We start from the raw sequence: 14,891 nt of genomic DNA on the forward strand, positions 1-14,891 counted from the left end.
GCGCCTGATAAACCGGGCGCGTTTCAAGAATTGTGTAGCGGGGCTGTTCATTACAGCCCCGTCTTGTTTCTGATTTTCGACGAGAATGACTCATGGCCCTCGACATTCACGCCCACCGTATCCTGATCCTCGACTTCGGTTCCCAGTACACCCAATTGATCGCCCGTCGCGTGCGTGAGATCGGCGTTTACTGCGAACTGCACCCGTTCGACATGGACGACGAAGCGATCCGCGAATTTGCTCCAAAAGGCGTCATCCTCGCCGGTGGCCCCGAGTCCGTGCACGTCGCTGACAGCCCGCGTTGCCCGCAAGCGGTCTTCGATCTCGGCGTTCCGGTTTTCGGTATTTGCTACGGCATGCAGACCATGGCCGAGCAGTTGGGCGGTAAGGTTGAAGGTTCCGAACTGCGTGAATTCGGTTACGCCCGCGTCGACGTCGTCGGCAAGAGCCGCCTGCTCGACGGCATCGAAGATCACATCGACGCTGACGGCCTGTTTGGCCTCGACGTGTGGATGAGCCACGGTGACAAGGTCACCAAGATGCCAGCTGAGTTCCATATTCTGGCCAGCACCCCAAGCTGCCCGATCGCCGGCATGGCCGACGACACCCGCGGCTACTACGGCGTGCAGTTCCACCCGGAAGTGACCCACACCAAACAGGGCGGTCGCATCCTGTCGCGCTTCATTCTCGACATCTGCGGCTGCGAAGCGCTGTGGACGCCTTCCAAGATCGCGGAAGACGCTATCGCTCAGGTTCGCGCGCAAGTCGGCACCGACAACGTCCTGCTGGGTCTGTCCGGCGGTGTTGACTCGTCCGTCGTTGCCGCGCTGCTGCATAAGGCAATTGGCGACCAACTGACCTGCGTCTTCGTCGACAACGGTTTGCTGCGTTTGCACGAAGGTGAGCAAGTGATGGCCATGTTCGCCGAGAACATGGGCGTCAAAGTGATCCGCGCCAACGCCGAAGAGCAGTTCCTCAACAACCTGGAAGGCGAAAGCGATCCAGAGAAGAAGCGCAAGATCATCGGCCGTACCTTCATCGACGTGTTCGATGCCGAGTCGAGCAAACTGGACAACATCAAGTACCTGGCACAGGGCACCATTTACCCTGACGTGATCGAGTCCGCTGGCGCCAAAAGCGGCAAGGCTCACGTGATCAAGTCGCACCACAACGTGGGCGGCCTGCCGGAAGAAATGAACCTGAAACTGGTCGAGCCACTGCGCGAACTGTTCAAGGACGAAGTGCGTCGTCTGGGCCTGGAACTCGGCCTGCCGTACGACATGGTCTACCGCCACCCGTTCCCGGGGCCAGGCCTGGGCGTGCGCATCCTCGGCGAAGTGAAGAAGGAATACGCCGACCTGCTGCGTCGCGCCGACCACATCTTCATCGAAGAGCTGCGCAAAGCCGACTGGTACCACAAAGTCAGCCAGGCCTTCGTCGTCTTCCAGCCGGTCAAATCGGTCGGCGTGGTCGGTGACGGCCGTCGTTACGCCTGGGTCGTCGCCCTGCGTGCCGTGGAAACCATCGACTTCATGACCGCACGTTGGGCGCACCTGCCTTACGAACTGCTGGAAACCGTCAGCGGCCGCATCATCAACGAAATCGAAGGCATCTCCCGCGTTACCTACGACGTGTCGAGCAAGCCGCCGGCGACGATTGAGTGGGAATGATCCCGCGTCCGGCATCTTCCGGAACGAGCTAGCAAGAAATAGCCTGAGGCCCGCGTAATTGCGGGCTTTTGGTTTTTTGGGGGCTGGGAGATTTTTGCAGCTTTGTGCATTGAGTTTCGCGTGTGCGATGCGGGCAGGCCGGAAAATAATGCTCACCATCATCGACCTTATGAAATTTAAAATTAACGCTAGTCTTCGGCCCTTTCTAAATAACAAAGCCGGATGCAACCTCGTCGAGGCCCATCCGGCTCTGTCGTTTCTGATCAACCAAAAATGTGTCTGGAAATCAGCTGTGAGATTTCGATGATCGATGTCTTGCCGGTGAATTCGAATTTCACTTTGCCCAGTGCGGAGAAGTAAATCTCGAGCTCCGAGTCGAGGTCGAACGTGCCGGAAGTCTCGACCGAGTAGGCCACGATGTTTTTGTAGGGAAGGGAGGTGAAGTCTTTCTTGCTTCCGGTGATGCCCTGCACGTTCACCGCGATGATGCGCTTGTTGGTGAAGACCACGCCGTCGCGCATGGACTTGTAGGCGTCAATGACGGTTTCACCCTCCAGCAGCAACGCCGTGACGCGCTCTGCGTATTCGTTGTTTTGCTTGAGTTTGAAAAAGCCTTTGTTGTTGAAGTCGATCATCCTTGGAACATCCTGTGAGGTGGGCATCAATCCAGCTCCGCTGAGCGGGTCGGGGCGATTCTGGCGCAGGCGGGTTTCTGCGACAAGCAAACGGCAAGTGCGAGCTGGCAGGCTTTCGGTGTCATCCGGGCTCGTTTGATACGAAATATGTACCGTGTCACTCCTGCGCTTAAGTTTGTGCAAACGCGGGTGTATCTTATCCGCCCTTCGCAAAGTCTCTCATTTAGCGCTTTGTTTCGTTTCAGGCTTTATACAGGTGCCGCAACCGATGTCTTTCACCCGTCGACAAATTCTCGGAGGTCTTGCCGGTCTCGCCGTGGTCGGGCTCGGCGCGGGTGGGGCATCGCGGTACTGGCTTGGGCGCACGGGCCCGGGTGAAGGGCATGACTACGAGTTGATTGCCGCGCCGCTGGATGTCGAGCTGGTTTCTGGTTTCAAGACGCCCGCCTGGGCGTTTGGGGCGACGGCGCCAGGGACTGAGTTGCGGGTTCGGCAAGGTGACTGGCTGCGTGTGCGCTTCATCAATCAATTGCCTGTGGAGACGACCATTCACTGGCATGGCATTCGGTTGCCGCTGGAGATGGACGGCGTGCCTTATGTGTCGCAGCTGCCGGTCAAGCCGGGCGAGTACTTCGACTACAAATTCCGCGTGCCTGACGCGGGCAGCTATTGGTATCACCCGCACGTCAGCAGCAGCGAAGAACTGGGGCGCGGGCTGGTCGGGCCGTTGATCGTCGAGGAACGCGAGCCAACCGGATTTGCTCACGAACGGGTCGTCAGTCTGAAAAGCTGGCATGTCGACGAGCAGGGCGCCTTCACTGATTTCAGCGTCACTCGCGAAGCGGCTCGTGAAGGGACGGCGGGGCGCTTGTCGACGATCAATGGTGTGCCGCAGGGCGTGATCGAGCTGCCGGCAGGGCAGATCACCCGCGTGCGCATTCTCAACCTCGATAACACGGTGACCTATCGGCTGAACCTGCCGGACGCCGAGGCGATGATTTATGCGCTGGACGGCAACCCGGTCAAGCCGCGTCCCTTGGGCAAGGATTACTGGCTCGGGCCGGGGATGCGCATTTGTCTGGCGATCAGGGCGCCTGCGGCCGGCGAGGAACTGTCGCTGCGTAACGGTCCGGTGCGGTTGGGGACCTTCCGCTCGGTGGCCAGTCACGACGCTCCCGGCCAATGGCCGCCCGAGCTGCCCGCCAATCCCGTCGCCGAGCCCGACCTGGCCAACGCTGAGAAGCTCAACTTCAACTTCGAATGGGTCGGCTCGATGTCGGTCACTGCCGAGGGCAAGCCGCCAAGCCTGTGGCAGATTAACGGCAAAGCCTGGGACATCACGGACAAGACCTGCGCTGACCGGCCAATCGCCAGGCTGGAAAAGGGCAAGAGCTACATCTTCGAACTGAAGAACATGACCCAGTATCAGCACCCGATCCACTTGCACGGGATGAGCTTCAAAGTGATCGCGTCCAACCGCAAGGACGTGATCCCGTATTTCACCGACACCTACCTGTTAGGTCGAAACGAGCGCGCGCGCGTCGCGCTGGTAGCGGATAATCCCGGCGTGTGGATGTTCCACTGCCATGTGATCGATCATATGGAAACCGGTCTTATGGCCGCTATTGAGGTTTCGTAATGCGGCAGCCGCACATCATTGATCGCAGCCGCGATCAGCATTTCATGCGAGAAGCACTGGCGCTGGCCGCCGAAGGCGCGCTGCTGGGCGAGGTTCCGGTAGGCGCGGTGGTGGTTCAGGACGGCGAGATCATCGGTCGCGGTTTCAACTGCCCGATCAGTGGCAGCGACCCGAGCGCGCACGCTGAAATGGTTGCTGTTCGCGCGGCGGCTCAGGCGGTCAGCAACTACCGTCTGCCGGGCAGCACGCTCTATGTCACGCTCGAACCCTGCAGCATGTGCGCAGGCCTGATCGTGCATTCGCGAATCACGCGCGTGGTGTTCGGTGCCACCGAGCCCAAGGCGGGCGTGGTGCAGAGTCAGGGGCAATTCTTCACTCAGCCTTTTCTCAACCATCGGGTGTTGTTCGAAGGCGGCGTTCTGGGCGAGGAGTGTGGGGCGATGTTGAGCGAGTTTTTCAGAATGAGAAGGGCGAAAGGTTGATGCGTGTTTCGCGTCTGTTTCGGCCCTGACGAGCGTCGAATGACCTGGGGGAGCGAGCCTGGTCTGGGCTGCATTTGGACGAAGACTGATGGTCGGCCGGTAAATGAGCAGCGACCGTAATGCCGCCTTCGCGAGCAAGCTCGCTCCCACAGTCTTAACTGGCCCCGGAAAATTAGTTACTTGCTCAACTTCCTGTGGGCAGTCCGGCCATCATGCAGGCAGTGATCAGAGCGGGGCTTTTTCTTCCGGCGGCTTGGTCTTGTCCACACCCGGCACATGCAGGTTGCCTTCCGCCACCTGACTGCCTTCCAGCTGCGGCTGGGTGACCCATGTCAGAATGTCGTAATAACGGCGGATGTTCGCGACGAAGCTGACAGGCTCGCCCCCTCGGGCGTAACCGTAGCGCGTCTTGCTGTACCACTTCTTCTGCGAGAGGCGCGGCAGCATCTTCTTCACGTCCAGCCATTTGTTCGGGTTCAGGCCTTCGCTTTCCGCCAGCTTGCGCGCGTCGTCGAGGTGGCCCGTGCCGATGTTGTAGGACGCAAGCGCCAGCCAGGTGCGATCCGGTTCCTGGATGGTGTCCTCAAGCTGATCCTTTACGTAGGCGAAATACTTGGCGCCGCCTTGAATGCTTTGCTTGGCATCCAGCCGGTTGGAAACGCCCATCGCTTGCGCGGTGCTTTGGGTCAGCATCATCAGGCCGCGAACACCGGTCTTGGACGTCACGGCCGGTTGCCACAACGATTCCTGATAGCCGATCGCGGCCAGCAAGCGCCAGTCGACCTGCTCTTGTTTGGCGGCGGCCTGGAAGTGCTTCTCGTATTTCGGCAGGCGTTCCTGCAAGTGCTGGGCGAAGGTGTAGGCACCGACATAACCGAGTACGTCGACATGCCCGTAATAACGGTCTTTGAGCCGCTGCAGCATGCCGTTTTTCTGCATCTTGTCGAGAAAGCTATTGATCTCGTTCAGCAGGCTGTTGTCATCGCCCAGCGCCACGGCCCAGCGTTGGTCGCGCCCGTCGCCCAGATCGAACGCCACGCGCACGTTGGGGAAATAGACCTGGTTCATTGCCAGTTCGTTGGAGTCCACCAGTGTCAGGTCGATCTGGCCTTCATCGACCATGCGCAGCAGATCAACGACTTCGACTTGATCGGATTCTTCGTAGTTGATGCCGGGATACTTGACCTTCAGCGCTGCCAGTTGCTCGGCGTGACTGCTGCCTTTGAGCACCAGGATGCGTTTGCCGACCAGGTCGCCCGGATCGGTAGGGCGGGACTGACCGTTGCGGTAGATGACCTGAGGCGTGACCTCAAGGTAAGAGTGCGAAAAACGCACCTGCTTCGCGCGATTTTCGGTGCTGACCAAACCGGCGGCGGCCAGCACGGGACCACCGGGTTTATTCATCTGATTGAACAGGTCGTCAAGGTTGTCAGCGGTTTCGATCTTCAGCTCCACGCCCAGATCGTCGGCGAAACGCTTGACCAGTTCGTACTCGAAACCGGTTTCACCGTTGCGGTCCTGGAAGTAGGTCGCCGGGCTGTTGCGGGTGACGACGCGCAGGACGCCATCCTCCTTGACTCGTTCCAGCGTGTTGGGTTTCTCAACACAGGCACCGAGCAGCAGGAAGATTCCGGTTGCGATGAGCCACTTGGCACAGCGTGGGCGGAAATCAGATGGGGAAAACATCGGTGCAGTATACGCAAAGCGCACTGACCGCCATATCTCGACAGAGATGATCGCGTCTGATAGAGCAGTCGGATTTTTTACTCATCTCAGTAGGGGATCCGCAAACACCGACATTCGGATGCGCAGAAGCCTTTGTTTCGGGTGCCGAAAGCCCCCGGTTTAGGCTAGAATGCACGGCCTCAAAGCACACCCCCTTCCCCGAGGCTGTCCCGACGATGTTGATCTTGCGTGGTGCTCCCGCCCTTTCCGCCTTCCGCCACAAGAAATTACTTGAGCAGCTGAACGATAAAGTTCCGGCTGTGAGTGGCCTGTACGCTGAATTCGCTCACTTCGCTGAGGTTGCCGGCGTCCTGACAGAGGATGAGCAGCAAGTCCTTGCCCGTCTGTTGAAATACGGCCCGAGCGTGCCGGTTCAAGAGCCTCGTGGCCGTCTGTTCCTGGTGCTGCCGCGTTTCGGCACCATCTCGCCGTGGTCGAGCAAGGCCACCGACATCGCCCGCAATTGCAGCCTGACCAAGATCCAGCGTCTTGAGCGTGGCATTGCCTTCTATGTAGAAGGTCAGTTCAGCGAAGCCGAAGCACAGATCATCGCCGACCTCCTGCACGACCGCATGACCCAACTGGTCCTGAGCGCGCTGGAAGAGGCAGCAGGCTTGTTCAGCCACGCCGAGCCCAAGCCGCTGACCGCAGTCGATGTGCTGGGTGGCGGCCGCGCCGCGCTGGAAAAAGCCAACGTCGAGCTGGGCCTGGCCCTGGCCGAAGACGAAATCGATTATCTGGTCAACGCCTTCACCGGCCTGAAGCGCAATCCGCACGACATCGAACTGATGATGTTCGCCCAGGCGAACTCCGAGCACTGCCGCCACAAGATCTTCAACGCCAGTTGGGACATCGATGGTCAGAGCCAGGAAAAAAGCCTGTTCGGGATGATCAAGAACACCTACCAGATGCACAACGAAGGCGTTCTGTCCGCTTACAAGGACAACGCATCGGTCATCGTCGGCAGCGTGGCGGGTCGTTTCTTCCCGAACCCTGAAACCCGCCAGTACGGTGCGGTGCAGGAGCCGGTGCACATCCTGATGAAGGTCGAGACGCACAACCACCCGACCGCGATCGCTCCGTTCCCGGGCGCCTCCACCGGTTCCGGTGGCGAGATCCGCGACGAAGGTGCGACCGGGCGTGGCGCCAAGCCGAAGGCTGGCCTGACGGGCTTCACCGTTTCCAACCTGAACATCCCGGGTTTCGAACAGCCTTGGGAAAAGCCATACGGCAAGCCTGAGCGCATCGTCACCCCGCTGGACATCATGATCGAAGGCCCGCTGGGCGGCGCTGCGTTCAACAACGAATTCGGTCGTCCGGCGCTGACCGGTTACTTCCGGACGTTCGAGCAGTCGATCAACACCCCGCACGGCGAAGAAGTCCGTGGTTATCACAAGCCGATCATGCTGGCGGGCGGTATGGGCAACATCCGTGCAGAGCACGTGCAGAAGGGCGAAATCACGGTCGGCGCCAAGCTGATTGTGCTGGGTGGCCCGGCGATGCTGATTGGTCTGGGTGGCGGCGCGGCTTCCTCCATGGCGACCGGCACCAGCTCGGCTGATCTGGACTTCGCATCGGTTCAGCGGGAAAACCCTGAAATGGAGCGTCGTTGCCAGGAAGTGATCGACCGCTGCTGGCAGCTGGGCGACAAGAACCCGATCGCGTTCATTCACGACGTCGGTGCGGGTGGTCTGTCCAACGCCTTCCCAGAGCTGGTCAATGACGGTGGCCGCGGCGGCCGTTTCGAATTGCGCAACGTGCCGAACGACGAGCCAGGCATGGCCCCGCTGGAAATCTGGAGCAACGAGTCCCAGGAACGCTATGTTCTGGCCGTTAGCGCGCCTGATTTCGAACGCTTCAAAGCCATTTGCGAACGCGAGCGTTGCCCGTTTGCGGTCGTCGGTGAAGCCACCGAAGAGCCACAACTGACCGTGACCGACAGCCACTTCGGCAACAGTCCTGTGGACATGCCGCTGGAAGTGCTGCTCGGCAAGGCGCCGCGCATGCACCGTTCGGCGAACCGCGAAGCCGAACTGGGCGACGATTTCGACCCGAGCACCCTCGACCTCGAAGAAAGCGTCCAGCGCGTTCTGCATCACCCGGCCGTGGCGAGCAAGAACTTCCTGATTACCATTGGCGACCGCAGCATCACCGGTCTGGTCAATCGCGATCAGATGGTCGGCCCTTGGCAAGTGCCTGTGGCTGACGTGGCTGTCACCGCGACCAGCTTTGACGTTTACACCGGTGAAGCCATGGCCATGGGCGAGCGCACGCCGCTGGCACTGCTGGACGCGCCAGCGTCCGGTCGCATGGCGATCGGCGAGACCCTGACCAACATCGCGGCCTCGCGCATCGGCAAGATTTCCGACATCAAACTGTCGGCTAACTGGATGTCCGCAGCCGGTCACCCGGGCGAAGACGCTCGGTTGTACGACACCGTGAAAGCGGTCGGCATGGAATTGTGCCCTGAGCTGGGCATCACCATTCCGGTGGGCAAGGACTCCATGTCCATGAAAACCCGCTGGAGCGATGAAGGCGCGGAAAAAACCGTCACCTCGCCGATGTCGCTGATCGTCACCGGCTTCGCGCCGGTCACCGACATTCGTGGCACCCTGACCCCGCAACTGCGTATGGACAAGGGCCTGACCGACCTGATCCTGATCGATCTGGGCCGCGGCCAGAACCGTATGGGTGCGTCGATTCTGGCGCAGACCCACGGCAAGCTCGGCAAGGCTGCACCGGACGTCGATGACGCTGAAGACCTGAAGGCGTTCTTCGCCGTGATTCAGGGCCTGAACGCCGACGGCCACCTGCTGGCTTATCACGACCGTTCTGACGGCGGTCTGATGACCACCGTGCTGGAAATGGCGTTCGCCGGTCACTGCGGTCTGAACCTGCAACTCGACACCCTGACCGGCAAGCGTGAAAAAGTCGCGGCCATCCTCTTCAACGAAGAGCTGGGTGCGGTGATTCAGGTACGTCATGACGCCACCCCGCTGGTGCTTGCACAGTTCAGCGCTGCCGGCCTGGGCGATGACTGCGTTGCGGTCATCGGTCAGCCAGTGAACAACAGCGAAGTGACCATCAGCCTGAATGAAGAAGAGCTGTTCAAGGGTGATCGTCGTCTGCTGCAACGTCAGTGGAGCGAAACCAGCTACCAGATCCAGCGTCTGCGTGATAACGCTGACTGCGCCGATCAGGAATTCGATGCGCTGCTGGAAGAAGACAACCCGGGCCTGAGCGTCAAGCTGGGCTACGACGTCAACGACGACATCGCTGCGCCTTACATCAAGAAAGGCGTGCGCCCACAAGTGGCGGTCCTGCGTGAGCAAGGTGTGAACGGTCAGGTCGAGATGGCGGCTGCGTTCGACCGCGCCGGTTTCGCTTCGGTTGACGTGCACATGAGCGACATCCTCGCGGGTCGTGTCGATCTGAACGAGTTCAAAGGTCTGGTCGCCTGTGGCGGCTTCTCCTACGGCGACGTGCTGGGCGCCGGTGAAGGCTGGGCCAAATCGGCCCTGTTCAACAGCCGCGCCCGTGATGCCTTCCAGGGCTTCTTCGAGCGCACCGACAGCTTCGCGCTGGGCGTGTGCAACGGTTGCCAGATGATGTCCAACCTGCACGAGCTGATTCCGGGCAGCGAGTTCTGGCCACACTTCGTTCGCAACCGCTCCGAGCAGTTCGAAGCGCGCGTGGCGATGGTTGAGATCCAGAAGTCGGCGTCGATCTTCCTGCAGGGCATGGCCGGTTCGCGCATGCCGATCGCCATCGCTCACGGTGAAGGTCACGCGGAGTTCAAGTCGCCTGAGGCTCTGCTCGAAAGCGATCTGTCCGGCACCGTGGCAATGCGTTTCGTCGACAACCACGGCAAGGTCACCGAAACCTATCCGGCCAACCCGAACGGCTCGCCGCGCGGTATCACCGGCCTGACCACCCGCGACGGTCGCGTCACCATCATGATGCCGCACCCTGAGCGCGTGTTCCGTGCGGTGAACAACTCGTGGCGTCCGGACGAGTGGAGCGAGGACGGTGCGTGGATGCGTATGTTCCGCAACGCTCGTGTGTGGGTTAACTGATAGACGATGTACAAGCTCGCTTTCTTCGTTCCACCGAGCCATGTGGAGCAGGTCAAACGCGCAGTGTTCGCCGCCGGTGCGGGGCGAATCGGCGCGTATGACTGCTGCTCATGGCAGGTGCTCGGTCAAGGTCAGTTTCGCCCGCTGGACGGCAGCCAGCCGTTCATTGGGCAAACCGGGGAGGTCGAGCACGTGGAGGAGTGGAAAGTCGAGCTGGTCGTCGACGATGCGTTGATTCAACAGGCGGTGGCGGCGCTCAAGCACAGCCACCCCTATGAAACACCCGCTTATGAAGTGTGGAAACTGGCGGATTTTTGAGTGTGATGGATCGCCACGGACGTCTCCGTGAAAACGAATTCATTGGCGAAAAACCGTACGGCCACAACAATCCTGTGAACACCCCACCCAATCACGAATGAGTTCGCGCCCACAGGAATCTGCCTCGTCCTCGCGCGAAATCGGCTGCCTGCCAAGCGGTATCGAGCTTATGGCCGAATCTCGATCATCGTGCCGTCTTTGACCAGATCCCAGACTTCGCGGATGTCGCTGTTCTTCATGGCGATGCAGCCATTGGTCCAGTCGAGCGTCTGGAAATACCACTCGGGGTAGTCCTCGCTGACCGGCGTGCCGTGGATCATGATCATGCTGCCCGGGTTCACACCCTCGCGGCGTGCGCGGGCGGAGTCGGAGATGTTGGGGTAGGAAATGTGCAGCGACAGGTTGTAGGCGTCGCTGGTCTTGCGGTAGTCCAGCCAGTAGAAACCTTCAGGCGTGCGTTGATCACCTTCCTGCAGTTTCGGCCCCTTGGGTGCCTTGCCCAGTGAGATGCGATACGTTTTAAGCGCCTCGCCTTTGCTCATCAACTGCAGCTGATGCGCGGACTTGAGCACCAGAATCTTGTCGATGCTGCGCTCGGAGATGTCCTGCGTGTCCACGACCTTTCCGCCGATGAACTTCTGCTCACTCCCTTTAGGGACGATGGTCTGAGTGAACGCCGCCTGCGACAGCGGAACGAACGACAGACATAGAACGGCAAGCAACACACGCATTTACACGGTATCCCTGAAGCGCGCGCGGCAATCGCGCGTCGTCATCTGATCAAGTGGTTTTAAGAGGGGGAGAGACAGAAAGGCAATCGGTATGCACCGGGAATTCTTGATGCCGCCGGTCGATAAAGAAGCATTCTAGGGTACGTCGAACCGTGTGGAAAGCCAGCTCTGACCATGGAATGTCGGCTTCATCGAACAGCTTCACCTCAAGGCTTTCAACGCCTGCGGCGAAATCCGCGCTGGCCATGTTGGCCCGATAGAAGATGTGCACCTGACTGATGTGCGGCACATCGATCATTGCGTACAGGTGCAGGTCTTCCAGAAGGGCGCAGGCTTCCTCGACGGTTTCACGTCGGGCGGCCTGTTCCACGCTTTCGCCGTTCTCCATGAAGCCGGCCGGCAGCGTCCAGTAACCCAGGCGCGGTTCGATGGCGCGTCGGCACAGCAAGACCTTGTTGTCCCAGACCGGTAGCACGCCGGCGACAATATTCGGGTTCTGGTAATGAATCGTGTGGCAGTGTTCGCACACGTAGCGGGGGCGGCTGTCGCCCTCGGGAATGCGCTGGATAACCTGTTCGCCGCATTGGCTGCAGAATTTCATGATCGAATCGGGTTCCTGTCGTCAGCGGCTATCTTGGCGTGCGGCGCGGGTGGTCGGCAAGTGGCGTCTCGTGAACGACGGCCATTGTCCTGCAAGGGGTTGGGCACTTTCGCGCTTTGGTGCATGATGCCGGGTAGGCAACAGGACGAGAATTCCCATGCTGGACGAGCTACTTGGCCGAATAAGCAGCCACACGCCGGGCACTCTGGAAACGGACAAACGCTTTCCCGAGGCGGCGGTGTTATTGCCCATCACCCGCAGTGCTGAACCTGAACTGGTCTTGACTCTGCGTGCCAGCAGTCTGTCGACGCATGGTGGCGAAGTGGCGTTTCCGGGCGGTCGGCGTGACCCGGAAGACCCGGACCTGATCTTCACGGCGCTGCGCGAGGCCGAAGAAGAAATCGGCCTGCCGCCTGGGCTGGTCGAGATCGTTGGCCCTCTCAGTCCGCTGATCTCCAAGCATGGGATCAAAGTCACGCCGTACGTGGGCGTGATCCCCGACTTCGTCGAATACCGTCCCAACGACGGCGAAATTGCCGCCGTGTTCAGTGTTCCGCTGGAGTTCTTCCGTCAGGATGCCCGCGAGCACACCCACCGCATCGACTATCAGGGCCGCAGTTGGTACGTGCCGAGTTACCGTTTCGGTGAGTACAAGATCTGGGGGCTGACGGCCATCATGATCGTCGAGCTGATGAACGTGCTGTTCGACAGCAATATCAGCCTCAACCATCCGCCCAAGCGCTCGATCATTCACACCTTGAAGTCCTGACCGTACCTTTTCATTCAACCGTGAGCCATGCGCTCGACCCACGGCCGCAGAGCCTTGAGGAAAACGATATGAAATTCCGCCTGGGGGATTCCCGCGTTGAAGCCCACCCGCAAAGCTGGATCGCACCGACCGCCACCGTGATCGGCAAGGTCAGGCTTCAAGCCAACGCTAGCGTCTGGTTCGGCGCCGTGCTGCGCGGGGATAACGAGTTGATCGACATCGGCGAGAACAGCAACGTGCAAGATGGCACGGTCATGCACACCGACATGGGGTCGCCGCTGACCATCGGCAAGAACGTGACCATCGGCCACAACGTCATGCTGCATGGCTGCACCGTCGATGACAACACGCTCATCGGCATCAACTCGGTGATCCTCAACGGCGCGAAGATCGGCAAATACTGCATCATCGGCGCCAATTCGCTGATTGGCGAAGGCAAGGTGATTCCGGATGGCTCGCTGGTGATGGGGTCGCCGGGCAAGATCGTTCGCGAGTTGACCGACGCGCAGAAGAAAATGCTGGAGGCCAGCGCTGCGCATTACGTTCACAATGCACAGCGTTACGCACGCGATCTGGCGCCACAGGAAGACTGATGTCCATCGACACTGCACAACACGAGAAACCCGTTCGTTCGCCCTGCGTGAGCATCTGTGCACTGGACGAGGCCGATATCTGCGTCGGCTGCCAGCGTACCGTCGCCGAAATCACCGGCTGGAGTCGCATGAGCAACGACGAGCGGCGCGCGGTACTGGTGCTGTGCGACGACCGCGCCCGGGCCAGCGGGATGATGTTCTCGGTGCCCGGTTCGAGTTGATCCTCGTGACCGGCTCACTCCCACAGTGAACCGGTGTTTGCTCATGCTCCGTGGCAAGGTCCCTTGCCAAGAATAGGTGCCGGAACAGGGGCAATCATCAGATCACCCGTCCGCCGTCACACCCCAATCCCCGGCCTTCGTGGTAAATTGCGCGCCTTTCTCCCCTGCGGTTGCTCGTCCATGGCGGGCTGCCCTCGATATCTGCTCCACGAGGACCTGTGATGACTCAAATCGGAACTCCACTGTCGCCGACCGCGACCCGCGTTTTGCTCTGCGGTTGCGGTGAGCTGGGCAAGGAAGTGGTGATCGAACTGCAACGTCTGGGCGTTGAAGTGATTGCCGTCGACCGTTATGCCAATGCTCCGGCCATGCAGGTCGCGCACCGCAGTCATGTGATCAACATGCTCGACGGCGCTGCGTTGCGTGCCGTGATCGAGGCCGAGAAGCCGCATTACATCGTCCCGGAAATCGAAGCCATTGCCACTGCGACGCTGGTGGAACTGGAGTCCGAAGGCTTCACCGTGATCCCGACCGCGCGTGCCGCACAGCTGACTATGAACCGCGAAGGCATTCGCCGTCTGGCGGCTGAAGAGCTGGACCTGCCGACCTCGCCGTATCACTTTGCCGACACCTTCGAAGACTACAAGAAGGCCGTCGAAGACCTGGGCTTCCCGTGCGTGGTCAAGCCGGTCATGAGCTCGTCAGGCAAGGGCCAGAGCCTGCTGAAAACCGATGCTGACGTTCAGAAGGCGTGGGATTACGCGCAGGAAGGCGGTCGTGCCGGCAAAGGCCGCGTGATCATTGAAGGCTTCATCGACTTCGACTACGAAATCACCCTGCTGACCGTGCGTCACGTCGGCGGCACCACCTTCTGCGCGCCGGTCGGCCACCGTCAGGAGAAGGGCGACTATCAGGAATCCTGGCAGCCGCAAGCCATGAGCCCGATTGCGCTGGCAGAGTCCGAGCGCGTTGCCAAGGCCGTGACCGAAGCACTGGGCGGCCGCGGCCTGTTCGGCGTCGAGCTGTTCATCAAAGGCGATCAAGTCTGGTTCAGCGAAGTGTCCCCGCGTCCACACGACACCGGTCTGGTTACGCTGATCTCTCAAGACCTCTCGCAGTTCGCACTGCACGCTCGCGCGATTCTGGGTCTGCCGATTCCGTTGATCCGCCAGTTCGGCCCGTCGGCCTCGGCGGTGATCCTGGTGGATGGCAAGTCGACTCAGACCGCCTTCGCCAACCTGGAACAAGCCCTGAGCGAGCCAGACACCGCGCTGCGTCTGTTCGGCAAGCCGGAAGTCAACGGTCAGCGCCGCATGGGCGTTGCCCTGGCGCGTGACGAGTCGATCGAAGCGGCCCGCGCCAAAGCGACTCGCTCGTCGATAGCGGTCAAGGTTCAGCTGTAAGCCTTACCCGCAATAAGAAAACGGCGCC

The 14,891-nt window shown here is 60.4% G+C and carries 13 protein-coding genes; 9 read left to right on the forward strand and 4 right to left on the reverse strand.

What is annotated here, in order from left to right; genetic code table 11:
• Positions 1 to 92 precede the first annotated feature (92 nt).
• On the forward strand, positions 93 to 1,670 hold the full coding sequence (gene guaA, locus ABDX87_RS19210; RefSeq protein ID WP_346829299.1) for a glutamine-hydrolyzing GMP synthase: 1,578 nt from the start codon (positions 93 to 95) through the stop codon (positions 1,668 to 1,670).
• Between the two features lie 263 nt (positions 1,671 to 1,933).
• Here the strand turns inward: guaA and ABDX87_RS19215 are convergent, their stop codons facing one another.
• Positions 1,934 to 2,305: a PH domain-containing protein gene (locus ABDX87_RS19215; RefSeq protein ID WP_346833568.1), complete on the reverse strand. Its 372-nt coding sequence runs from the start codon at positions 2,303 to 2,305 to the stop codon at positions 1,934 to 1,936.
• 268 nt (positions 2,306 to 2,573) lie between these two features.
• On the opposite strand from ABDX87_RS19215, the gene ABDX87_RS19220 reads away from it, so the two are divergent.
• Together ABDX87_RS19220 and tadA are read left to right on the forward strand one after the other, a co-directional pair.
• Complete coding sequence (locus tag ABDX87_RS19220) at positions 2,574 to 3,944, forward strand: multicopper oxidase family protein (protein ID WP_346829300.1); 1,371 nt, start codon at positions 2,574 to 2,576, stop codon at positions 3,942 to 3,944.
• A complete protein-coding gene (gene tadA / locus ABDX87_RS19225) occupies positions 3,944 to 4,426 on the forward strand; it encodes a tRNA adenosine(34) deaminase TadA (protein WP_346829301.1) in 483 nt (160 codons plus the stop codon). Before ABDX87_RS19220 ends, tadA begins: the two co-directional genes overlap by 1 nt.
• Positions 4,427 to 4,651: 225 nt before the next feature.
• Here the strand turns inward: tadA and mltF are convergent, their stop codons facing one another.
• Positions 4,652 to 6,112, reverse strand: a complete 1,461-nt coding sequence (mltF, locus tag ABDX87_RS19230; RefSeq protein WP_346829302.1) for a membrane-bound lytic murein transglycosylase MltF — start codon at positions 6,110 to 6,112, stop codon at positions 4,652 to 4,654.
• Positions 6,113 to 6,327: 215 nt separating this feature from the next.
• On the opposite strand from mltF, the gene purL reads away from it, so the two are divergent.
• Together purL and ABDX87_RS19240 are read left to right on the forward strand one after the other, a co-directional pair.
• Positions 6,328 to 10,227: a phosphoribosylformylglycinamidine synthase gene (gene purL, locus ABDX87_RS19235; protein ID WP_346829303.1), complete on the forward strand. Its 3,900-nt coding sequence runs from the start codon at positions 6,328 to 6,330 to the stop codon at positions 10,225 to 10,227.
• Between the two features lie 6 nt (positions 10,228 to 10,233).
• Positions 10,234 to 10,545, forward strand: coding sequence for a YqfO family protein (locus ABDX87_RS19240; RefSeq protein WP_346829304.1), 312 nt, complete (start codon positions 10,234 to 10,236; stop codon positions 10,543 to 10,545).
• A gap of 167 nt (positions 10,546 to 10,712) precedes the next feature.
• On the opposite strand, the gene ABDX87_RS19245 is transcribed toward ABDX87_RS19240, so the two are convergent.
• Both ABDX87_RS19245 and ABDX87_RS19250 read right to left on the reverse strand, forming a co-directional pair.
• Entirely contained in the window at positions 10,713 to 11,276 is a 564-nt protein-coding gene (locus tag ABDX87_RS19245; protein WP_346829305.1) for a L,D-transpeptidase family protein, read from the reverse strand.
• A gap of 49 nt (positions 11,277 to 11,325) precedes the next feature.
• Positions 11,326 to 11,877: an NUDIX hydrolase gene (locus ABDX87_RS19250; protein ID WP_346829306.1), complete on the reverse strand. Its 552-nt coding sequence runs from the start codon at positions 11,875 to 11,877 to the stop codon at positions 11,326 to 11,328.
• A gap of 157 nt (positions 11,878 to 12,034) precedes the next feature.
• Between ABDX87_RS19250 and ABDX87_RS19255 the strand changes: the two genes are divergently transcribed.
• The 4 genes from ABDX87_RS19255 (at position 12,035) to purT (ending at position 14,863) form a co-directional block, all read left to right on the forward strand.
• Positions 12,035 to 12,646, forward strand: coding sequence for a CoA pyrophosphatase (locus tag ABDX87_RS19255; RefSeq protein ID WP_346829307.1), 612 nt, complete (start codon positions 12,035 to 12,037; stop codon positions 12,644 to 12,646).
• Between the two features lie 68 nt (positions 12,647 to 12,714).
• The gene (locus ABDX87_RS19260; protein WP_346829308.1) at positions 12,715 to 13,239 is read left to right on the forward strand and encodes a gamma carbonic anhydrase family protein; all 525 of its coding nucleotides are present in this window, start codon (positions 12,715 to 12,717) and stop codon (positions 13,237 to 13,239) included.
• Positions 13,239 to 13,460 carry a DUF1289 domain-containing protein gene (locus ABDX87_RS19265; RefSeq protein ID WP_346829309.1) on the forward strand — a complete coding sequence of 74 codons (222 nt, stop codon included), beginning with the start codon at positions 13,239 to 13,241 and terminating at the stop codon, positions 13,458 to 13,460. The genes ABDX87_RS19260 and ABDX87_RS19265 overlap by 1 nt, the downstream gene beginning before the upstream one ends.
• A 221-nt stretch (positions 13,461 to 13,681) precedes the next feature.
• The gene (gene purT / locus ABDX87_RS19270; protein ID WP_346829310.1) at positions 13,682 to 14,863 is read left to right on the forward strand and encodes a formate-dependent phosphoribosylglycinamide formyltransferase; all 1,182 of its coding nucleotides are present in this window, start codon (positions 13,682 to 13,684) and stop codon (positions 14,861 to 14,863) included.
• The last annotated feature ends 28 nt before the right edge of the window (positions 14,864 to 14,891 follow it).

Source organism: Pseudomonas abietaniphila (assembly GCF_039697315.1).
GTDB classification, from domain to species: Bacteria; Pseudomonadota; Gammaproteobacteria; order Pseudomonadales; family Pseudomonadaceae; genus Aquipseudomonas; species Aquipseudomonas abietaniphila_B.